The organism is uncultured Mycobacterium sp., assembly GCF_964249325.1.
GTDB lineage: Bacteria > Actinomycetota > Actinomycetes > Mycobacteriales > Mycobacteriaceae > Mycobacterium.
Map to the genome: position 1 here is coordinate 1 of NZ_CAXUCH010000197.1, position 8,427 is coordinate 8,427.

The following is an 8,427-nucleotide window of genomic DNA, read 5'->3' on the forward strand; positions in this document are numbered from 1 at the left end:
GGGTCAGGTGGATGGCGGGGTGGGGCAGGGTGAAAATGTCGCCTTTGCCTTGCGCGGAGGTGTGCGCTCCGGTGTCGATGTAGCAGTATCCTTGGCCGGACAGTGAATCCGCGTGGTCGGTCTTGCCGAGGTAGCGCAGCACGTTCTCGGCGGCGGCTTGGGCGCCGTTTTTGGCAAAGATGGCCGCTTTGGGTAGGGGTCGACCAGACGGTGAGGTCACTGAGGTGGTGTCGCCGACGACGAAGATACCGGGATGTTTGGTTTGCATGGTCTCGACGTCGACGCTGTCCAGCCCGGGCCGACGAGGTTGACGGCGGGCTCGTGTGGAGGGATGAAGACGAGCAGATCGAAGCCGACCTGTGTGCCGACTTGGAATTCGATGCTGTGATTGTCGGTGTCGATACGTGCCACGTTGTGTTCGCCGAAGAAGTCGATGCCGTTGGCGCACGGCGTGACACATCAGTGTTCTCTTCGCACCGGCACGATCAGTGCGCGGCGCGCGGACGTTGCAGCTGAGCGAATTGTTCGGTCGAAGCCAGGGTCGCGATCGCATCGAACAGCGGTATAAACATGTCGCCGGCGGGCATTGCGGTCAGCACCGGTCCAAACAGAGTGTTGCCGGCGATACGCACAATTGGGCTGCCGCCAGTTTCGCCGAGTGCGTCCTGTCCGGCTTGGTGCGAGCTGTGCACGAGATCATCCAGCGAGGCATCGCTGAGCGCGGCCACCGACGTGCCGTCTGCTGCGGCGGCCGCCAGCACGTAGTCGACAAGCTGGTCATCGAGGCTAGCGGCGTGGTCGAAATAGCGCTCGCCGAACGCGAAGTACGCCTCAGCCAAACCTGGCGAGCCTTTGTCGCGGCGAATGCCGGCCATCAGTCGTCCGATTTGGCGGGAGTCGTTCATCCGTGCCTGCTGCGCCGGTGGCAACGGTTTGCCCTCGTTGAGGACCGCCAAATTCATCAGTTGCCAATCGACGTCGAAGCCGAGCTTGGCGGCGGTGGCGTTGAGCCATCGCGCGGTGATCCAGGAGAACGGGCACACCGGGTCGAACCACATCGTCACCTCGGTTGGGCGTGAGCGCGGTTGCACCATCCCGGTTGTCGTCATGTCTTCACATGCCTTCTCTCGTCGAGAACCCGCGCGCCACTAGGCCAGGCTCAAAAACAACTTCTCCAACTCGTCGATCGTCAGTGGCGCCTCGTCGGTGGACCTGCCCGGACGGTCCAGACACTGTCGTAGGCCTGAGGCGATGATCTTGAATCCGGCACGGTCAAGCGCCCGTGACACCGCTGCCAGCTGGGTGACGACGTCCTTGCAGTTGCGTCCCTGCTCGATCATCGCGATGACGCCGCCGAGCTGGCCGTGTGCCCGGCGCAGCCGGAGCAGGGTGGCCTCGATATCCGCGCTGCGGGGGCCTTGGTGTGGCGCCATCGCGCCAGGGGATTTGATACTCACGCTTCCCTTTATACCATACCCCCTATAGTATCCCTACAGCTCACCGAAAGACCCGGCTCGCAGGGTTTCGCCGCTCGAGCTGAGGATCACATCACCGGTCGCCGAAGGGTGAACCAGCGGAAAGGATTTCACCGATGATCCTGCTGAAGCGGGCTTGGCTGCCGCTGGTCGTCGTGGCGGCCGTTGCCCTCGGTGGTGTGACCGTCGACCGGCTTCGCGGTGCCTTTGGCTCCGACCCAATTTTTTCTGCGACCGGACGCAGTGCCGAACCCCTCGTGCCGTTCGCTGTCAAGCAGGTCACATACGAGGTTTACGGGCCCGGCGACGCCCTGGGAAGGGTGAGCTATGTAAACAGCAATGCCCAACCGGAGGACGCGAGCTTCGCGAGCCTTCCCTGGACCTACACGATTACGACGACGATCCCGGCGATCATCGCCAACGTGGTGGCACAGGGCAACAGCGACAACATCGGATGCCGCATCAGCGTCAACGGGGAGGTCAAAGACCAACAATTCTCCCGCGGACATCACGTCCAAACCTTCTGCCTGGTGAAGGCGGCATGAACGCCGACAACGACACTCGCCCAAGGTTTATGCGGGCGGTCCGCTGGTTCGCGGTGCCGATCATTGTGGCCTGGCTGTTAGTGACGGTGGCCGTCAACGTTGTCGTTCCGCCGATCGAGTCGGCTGCCAGAAACCACGCGGTAACGATGTCGCCGCAGGATGCGCCGGCGATGATTGCCGCCAAGCGCATCGGTGAAAAGTTCCACGAGTCAGACTCCGACAGCATCGCGATGATCGTCTTAGAAAGTGAGATAAAACTTGGCGATCAGGCCCACCGCTATTACGACGGCTTGGTGAAAAAGCTGCAGGCCGACCCCATGCACGTGCAGCATGTCCACAACGTGTGGGGAGATCCACTCACCGCCGCGGGCGCCCAAAGCCGCGACGGCAAAGCCGCTTATGTCCAACTCAATCTCGCCGGCAACCAGGGCAGCACACTGGGAAACCAGTCCGTCAAAGCGGTCCGCGAGCTGGTCGCGGACTCCGCGCCGCCCCCCGGACTCAACGTATCTGTGACCGGCCCGGCAGCCCTCACCACAGACATGAACGAGGCCGCCGACAAAAGCATGCTCAAAATGATGGGCGTGACGGGCGTGGTCATCATGATCATGCTTTTCATCGCCTACCGTGCCATCAGCACGGTGCTGCTGGTACTCGTCATGGTCGGTGTCGAGATGGGCACGGCCAGAGGGGTCGTCGCGATCCTCGGCCACTATGACCTGCTGGGGTTTTCGACGTTCGTCGTGGCCATGCTGTCCTCGTTGGCGATCGCGGCGGGAACCGATTACGCGATATTTCTCATCGGTCGCTACCAAGAGGCCCGTCAGGCCGGCCAAGACCGAGAGACCGCCTACTACACGATGTTCCGCGGCACCTTTCACATCATCTTGGGCTCCGGGCTAACGATTGCCGGAGCTACTTTCTGCCTGCACTTGGCCCGACTGTCGTATTTCAAAGCGCTTGGCATTCCGTCGGCGCTGGGGCTGCTGGTCGTCGTCGCGGGAGCGCTGACCGCAGCGCCGGCCGTAGTCGCAGTGGCCAGCCGATTCGGCCTGCTCGATCCCAAGCGGGTCGTCAAAGTCCACGGCTGGCGGCGCATCGGCACCGCCACCGTGCGCTGGCCCGCGCCGATCTTTGCGGCCTCGTTAGCCATCGCCGTAATCGGCATACTCGTGATGCCGACCATGAAGGTCAGCTACAACGATCGCTTTTACATACCCCGCACCCTGCCATCGAATGTCGGCTATGCGGCCGCCGAGCGCCATTTCAGCGCCGCCACAATGAATCCCGACATCCTCATGATTGACAGTGATCACGATATGCGCAATCCCGCCGACATGATCATTTTGGACAGGATCGCCAAAGATGTCTTTCGTTCACCGGGAATCGCCATGGTGCAAAGCATCACCCGGCCGCTGGGCGGACCCATCGAGCACACGTCCATACCGTTCCAGATCAGTGCCCAATCGATTCCGATACGACAAAACCTGCAATTCATGCGGGACCGCACAGACGACATGCTCACGATGAGCGACGATCTGGGCGCCATCATCGGCTCGATGCAACGGATGCAGGGCTTGCTGGGGCAGCTGAGCGCCACCACCCACCGCATGCTCGGCGATATGCACGATATGCAAGCCACGCTTGATGAGATGCGCGACCATCTGGCCGACTTCGATGATTTCGCGCGGCCGCTGCGCAGCTATCTGTACTGGGAACCACACTGCTACGACATCCCCCTCTGCTGGGCGACACGGTCGGTGTTCGAGGCGATCGACGGTGTGGACAAGTTCAGCGACAACATGAGCACGCTGATCACGGACATCAACAACATCGACGCGATAATGCCGCAGATGCTCGCCGAGTTCCCGCCGATCATCGCCGTCGCGCAGTCGATGCGAGACACCCTGCTCACCATGCACAGCAGCTTTTCGGGGCTGATCAACCAAATTTCCCACATGACCGATACCGCCAGCGCGATGGGTCAGGCCTTCGACTCCTCCAAAAGTGGCGACTACTTCTATCTACCGCCGGAAGGGTTCGACAACCCTGACTTTCAGCGCGGTCTGAAACTGTTCCTGTCACCGGACGGCACGGCCGCGCGCTTCATCATCACCCACGACACCGACCCGGCAACACCGAAAGGCATCTCTGCCGTCGAGCCCGAACTGGGCGCCGCGCATCAAGCGGTGAAGGGGACAACGCTGACCGACGCCAGGTTTTACCTCGCCGGCACCGCGGCGATCTACCGCGATATCCGGTCGGGCTCCCAATACGACCTACTGATCGTGGGAATCGCCGCGCTGACGCTGATATTCGTTGTCATGCTCATCATCACCCGGGCTGCGGTTGCATCCCTGGCCATCGTCGGCACGGTGTTGCTGTCGCTGGGCGCTGCTTTCGGGCTCTCGGTGTTAGTGTGGCAACACATCTTCGGCCTCGATTTGAACTGGATCGCCCCCGTGTTCGGGTTGATCATTCTGCTCGCGGTCGGCTCCGACTACAACCTGCTGCTCGTCTCGCGGTTCCAGGAGGAAATCGGCGCCGGACTCAAGACCGGCATCATTCGCTCGATGGGCAGCACCGGCGGGGTGGTCACCGCGGCGGGCCTAGTATTCGCCTTCACCATGATGTCCATGGTCGCCAGCGACCTGCGCTCGATCGGCCAGGCCGGCAGCACCATCGGCCTCGGTCTGCTGTTCGACACCCTGGTCGTGCGCTCGCTTATGACACCCTCGATTGCGGCGCTGCTCGGCCGCTGGTTCTGGTGGCCACAAAAAGTGCGGACACGCCCGGCCAGCCACAGGCCCCGACCCCTTCGGACCGCGTCGACTGGTTCGGTCTCTGCTTCAAAGTAATTCCGCGGAGATAGCGGCCGCCCCGCGAATCCTCAGTAGCTTCACGGTGACTCGCAAAGAATCGTCGTTTGAACATACCTGAGCTCAAAGCGTTAGCCGATTCCCTTGCGAGCGTCGTCGACGCCAGACATCGCTAGCCCGGTCCAGCACCGTTGGCGCGCATAGCGTGCCTCCTGGCCGATCGGTTTCTGTCCGACGCCGAGGCGCAGCTGTCGGAACCTGACACCAGCTGCAACGTCGAAAAGGACCAGATTCGCTCGGTTGCTAAGGCGACCCATGTGGGCATAACGTCGCCGACGCGCCGTTGTCGGTCATGGCGCCTTCTTTCGTTTGGCGATCGGCCCGCCCGACCAATTGGGGCTAGGCGATGAAGCGATGGATGGCTTCGGCGGCGTTGTCCTGGATGATGGGGTCGGCGAGATCGGGAAGCAGCTCGGCCTGATCGATGACGGGCCCGGTGATCTTGGTTTCCGCGCTGGCGTAAAAGACGCGCGTGTGCAATGAAAGGTCGGTGATGCCGTCGACGAGGCGCTGGGCCCCGGCCGCGAGGGGATGCGCGATTTTCAGCAGCGGCGCAATGCGCATCACGACATGTTTGATCAGGATGCGCTGGGGCAGGGGCATGTCCCGGGTTAATTCGGTGCCTGCGGTGTTGCCCGGGCTCATCGTGATGAACCGCAACTCGGGGTGGTGGCGGGCCAGCGCCGCCATCCAGAGCGCCCCGAGGTATTTGGCTTGCCCGTAAGCCAGCGCCGGGCTGAACTTTCTATCGCGGAAGTAGCTGCCGTCGATCACACTGGCGAATTCCTCGACCGACGAGGTGGCAAACGAGGGCCGTTTCATGCGCAATTTCGGCACGCCGCGGGCCGCTTCGCTGCCCACCAGCAGCGCCGCGTCGGTCAGCTTGTTGGCGGTGATGAGTTCGTCGAGCAGCACCGCATGGCCCAGCACGTTAACGGCGAACACCTGGGTAGCGCCCTCGGCGGTCAGGGCGCTCGGGGTGCGACCCCCGGTGCCGCCGGCGTTCATGATCACCGCGTCGACTGGGGCGTTTAACGCCGAAACGGCTGCGCGCACCGATTTGAGATCGGCCATGTCGACGATGACGATCTCGAAGATCGACCTTCCGGTCGCCGCCTCGAGATCTTTGCGCGCGGCGTGGGCTCTGACCTCGTTGCGGCAGGCCAGGATCACCTTGGCGGTGTCGTCACGTAATGCGAGCTGGCGGGCAGTCTCCTTGCCGATACCGGCGTTCGCGCCGGTGATCAGGATGGTTCGCCCAAGATGCTGGGGGGTCACGGTGTGCTCCTTTATGTAGTTGGTCCATTGGTCGGCGGGATGCCGGTCAGGGCGAAGATGTCAATCCGGAATGCCAATACCGGGCAGGTGCAGGATTGCCCTCGCGTTTGCAGGACAGCACCACCTCAGTCTCGTTGACGGATCCAGGCGCCAATGTAGCGGTGACGACCGACATGTAACTAATGTCGCGGCGCTCTTTACACCATGGACCGCCTGGCGCCCCGGATTTCGTCAATCTCACGCACGGGTGTAGCCGGTGGCCGCCAATGCCCTGGAAAGGCTAGCAACTGCGACGATTCGTCGCACACGTGTCCGCCCGCACTTGCTCAACTCAATTTATGGGGACGCTTATGGTGCCGAATGGACGGGACGCGCGGGTGGACGTCCCCGGACCCGCGGTGTCTCTTTGCAGACCATCGGGAGTGATCAGATTTTGGCTCGCACAGTTCATTTCCTCGGGTGAGAGGGTGGACTTCGAGTGGGCGGAGCGACATTGTTAACCAAGGTGTGCCGACAGTAGCCAGGCTTTCATAGACTTGCGGCCGTCCGGCTCGTCCCGCGTTTCTAGGCCCGGGACGGTGAAGCCGGCTGCGAGGTTGGCATGCATGCGGGCGGGCCGGATGTCGTCGACGACCCAGTAGGCGGACACCGTCTGGCGCAGTTCCTCTGAGCTGACCGGGTTGGCTGCGCCGTCGAAGAGACCGTCGGGTGGTGTGCCCGCCTTGTCGAAGACCAGCACGAAGTAGGCCGCGGCGGGGGCGGCGGCCCGCACGATCGACTGCTGATAGGCGTCGCGAAGTTCGACAGGAATCGAGTGGAACAGTTCGCTGTCGATGATGGTGCCGAAGCGCCCGTCGTAGCCGGTGAGGCAAGTGATGTCGGCGACCTCGAAGGTGGCGTTGGTCAGGCCGCGTTCGGCGGCCTGGGCCCGGGCCAGCTCGATCGCGGTGGGCGAGATGTCCACTCCCACGGTGGTATAGCCCATGGCGGCCAGGTGTAAGGACACGGCGGCTTCACCGCAGCCGGCGTCGAGTACCTCGCCGTGCACTTTCCCGGCGGCGATGAGTGCGGCGATATCGGGTTGGGGTTCGCCGATGCTCCAGGGCGCTTTGGGAGCGCCGCCGAATTCAGTGAATTCGCCCCGGTAGGTGCTGTCGAACAGTTCGGGTCGTGTCGTCATCGCACCACCATATCAGGCAGCCTGATATATGCCAACGTAGCTGATATGGACGATGGGCTTGATAGCCAGCCGATGGGCTACCTGCTTACCGAGTCGTCGGCTCGCTCAGTGACGAGATCAACACAGTGCTGAAGCCGCTCAAACTGGCCTTCCCCTAATACATTTGCCTACGGTCCTGGCAGCCAACCCCGCTCAATCCAATGCCGAATTGGCGCGTGCCACCAACGTGACACCGCAGTCGATGAACGCCGTGCTGCAACGCCTGCAAGACGTCGCCCTGGTGAGACGGCCCACGGGCGTCAGCTCGGGACGATCGCGCCCTGCCAACCGCGGCGCAAAGATCCTCAAGCGCGCAGAGTCCGCCGTGCAGCGCGCCGAACAACACCTGCTCGGCGGACTCACTCACATTCAGAGACAAGGGTTCAGAAGCACCCTTATCCTCCTCACTGCCCAAGGTGGTGATCCCACTATCGATTCGATCAGGTGAGTTAGGACAGCAGCACACCGCAGCACTTCATTCTCTCGAAGAGCTCAAGGCTCGCGAACTACTCTCGGGATGTCAAAACTGCCGCAGGCTCGGGCAACGGGATCCCAGCACCAATGCAAGGAATCTGCCGCCAGAGTGCCAACTCAACCCGTGTCGGCCCACGCCGGCATCTGGGGCAGGTTTTCGCAACCCTCCATGCCATAGCGAAAACGATCTGCTGACAGGTCGGTCAGGCATCGAGAAACGATACGCCGGTGAGCTTCTCGGAGACAGCCCACAACTGACGCGCAAGGTCTTCGTCGAGAGCGGGTCCAACGAAATCGGCGAACTGGACGTCGGGAGAAGTTTTCGACCCGACGGGCCCTAGGAATGACGCGCCGCTGGCGGCAGGCGCTCCCGCCGCGTATAAGACGGGGACCGCTGCGGCGACGGGTTCTCGTCCGATCACTGCCGCCATGGCCTTCGTCAGCATGCGCAGCGTCACAGAGGGGTAAGTGTCGTGTAGTGCACTTTTCACCATGCCGGGATGGGTCACGATGCTGTGGATCGGTGACCCACTGCGTCTGAGGCGACGCTCCAGCTC

6 protein-coding genes and 2 pseudogenes are annotated in these 8,427 nt (G+C 62.5%); 2 read left to right on the plus strand and 6 right to left on the minus strand.

Annotated features, from left to right (window positions below; genetic code table 11):
• The 3 genes and pseudogenes from ACFE99_RS19515 to ACFE99_RS19525 form a co-directional block, all read right to left on the minus strand.
• Window positions 1–441, minus strand: a pseudogene (locus ACFE99_RS19515) (NAD(P)/FAD-dependent oxidoreductase); the annotation flags it as partial.
• A 44-nt stretch (window positions 442–485) separates the two neighbouring features.
• A complete protein-coding gene (locus ACFE99_RS19520) occupies window positions 486–1,109 on the minus strand; it encodes a hypothetical protein (RefSeq protein WP_375488079.1) in 624 nt (207 codons plus the stop codon).
• Between the two features lie 39 nt (window positions 1,110–1,148).
• Window positions 1,149–1,433 (minus strand): metal-sensitive transcriptional regulator, encoded by a 285-nt coding sequence (locus ACFE99_RS19525; protein ID WP_375488083.1) that lies wholly within the window; start codon window positions 1,431–1,433, stop codon window positions 1,149–1,151.
• Between the two features lie 158 nt (window positions 1,434–1,591).
• Here ACFE99_RS19525 and ACFE99_RS19530 point away from each other — a divergent pair, with 158 nt between their 5' ends.
• Both ACFE99_RS19530 and ACFE99_RS19535 read left to right on the plus strand, forming a co-directional pair.
• A complete protein-coding gene (locus ACFE99_RS19530) occupies window positions 1,592–2,020 on the plus strand; it encodes an MmpS family transport accessory protein (protein ID WP_375488080.1) in 429 nt (142 codons plus the stop codon).
• 29 nt (window positions 2,021–2,049) lie between these two features.
• Window positions 2,050–4,878: an RND family transporter gene (locus tag ACFE99_RS19535; RefSeq protein ID WP_375488084.1), complete on the plus strand. Its 2,829-nt coding sequence runs from the start codon at window positions 2,050–2,052 to the stop codon at window positions 4,876–4,878.
• A 360-nt stretch (window positions 4,879–5,238) separates the two neighbouring features.
• Here ACFE99_RS19535 and ACFE99_RS19540 read toward each other — a convergent pair whose 3' ends face one another.
• The 3 genes and pseudogenes from ACFE99_RS19540 to ACFE99_RS19550 form a co-directional block, all read right to left on the minus strand.
• Window positions 5,239–6,177, minus strand: a complete 939-nt coding sequence (locus ACFE99_RS19540) for an SDR family NAD(P)-dependent oxidoreductase (RefSeq protein ID WP_375488081.1) — start codon at window positions 6,175–6,177, stop codon at window positions 5,239–5,241.
• A 496-nt stretch (window positions 6,178–6,673) separates the two neighbouring features.
• Window positions 6,674–7,357, minus strand: a complete 684-nt coding sequence (locus ACFE99_RS19545) for a class I SAM-dependent methyltransferase (protein WP_375488082.1) — start codon at window positions 7,355–7,357, stop codon at window positions 6,674–6,676.
• Between the two features lie 716 nt (window positions 7,358–8,073).
• A pseudogene (locus ACFE99_RS19550) lies at window positions 8,074–8,427 on the minus strand (hypothetical protein); the annotation flags it as partial.

Excerpts from the sequence above, each read along its gene's own strand:
- ACFE99_RS19520 (WP_375488079.1), bottom strand. The coding sequence starts at position 1,109 with ATGACGACAACCGGGATGGTGCAACCGCGCTCACGCCCAACCGAGGTG.
- ACFE99_RS19525 (WP_375488083.1), bottom strand. The coding sequence starts at position 1,433 with ATGGCGCCACACCAAGGCCCCCGCAGCGCGGATATCGAGGCCACCCTG.
- ACFE99_RS19530 (WP_375488080.1), top strand. The coding sequence starts at position 1,592 with ATGATCCTGCTGAAGCGGGCTTGGCTGCCGCTGGTCGTCGTGGCGGCC.
- ACFE99_RS19535 (WP_375488084.1), top strand. The coding sequence starts at position 2,050 with ATGCGGGCGGTCCGCTGGTTCGCGGTGCCGATCATTGTGGCCTGGCTG.
- ACFE99_RS19545 (WP_375488082.1), bottom strand. The coding sequence starts at position 7,357 with ATGACGACACGACCCGAACTGTTCGACAGCACCTACCGGGGCGAATTC.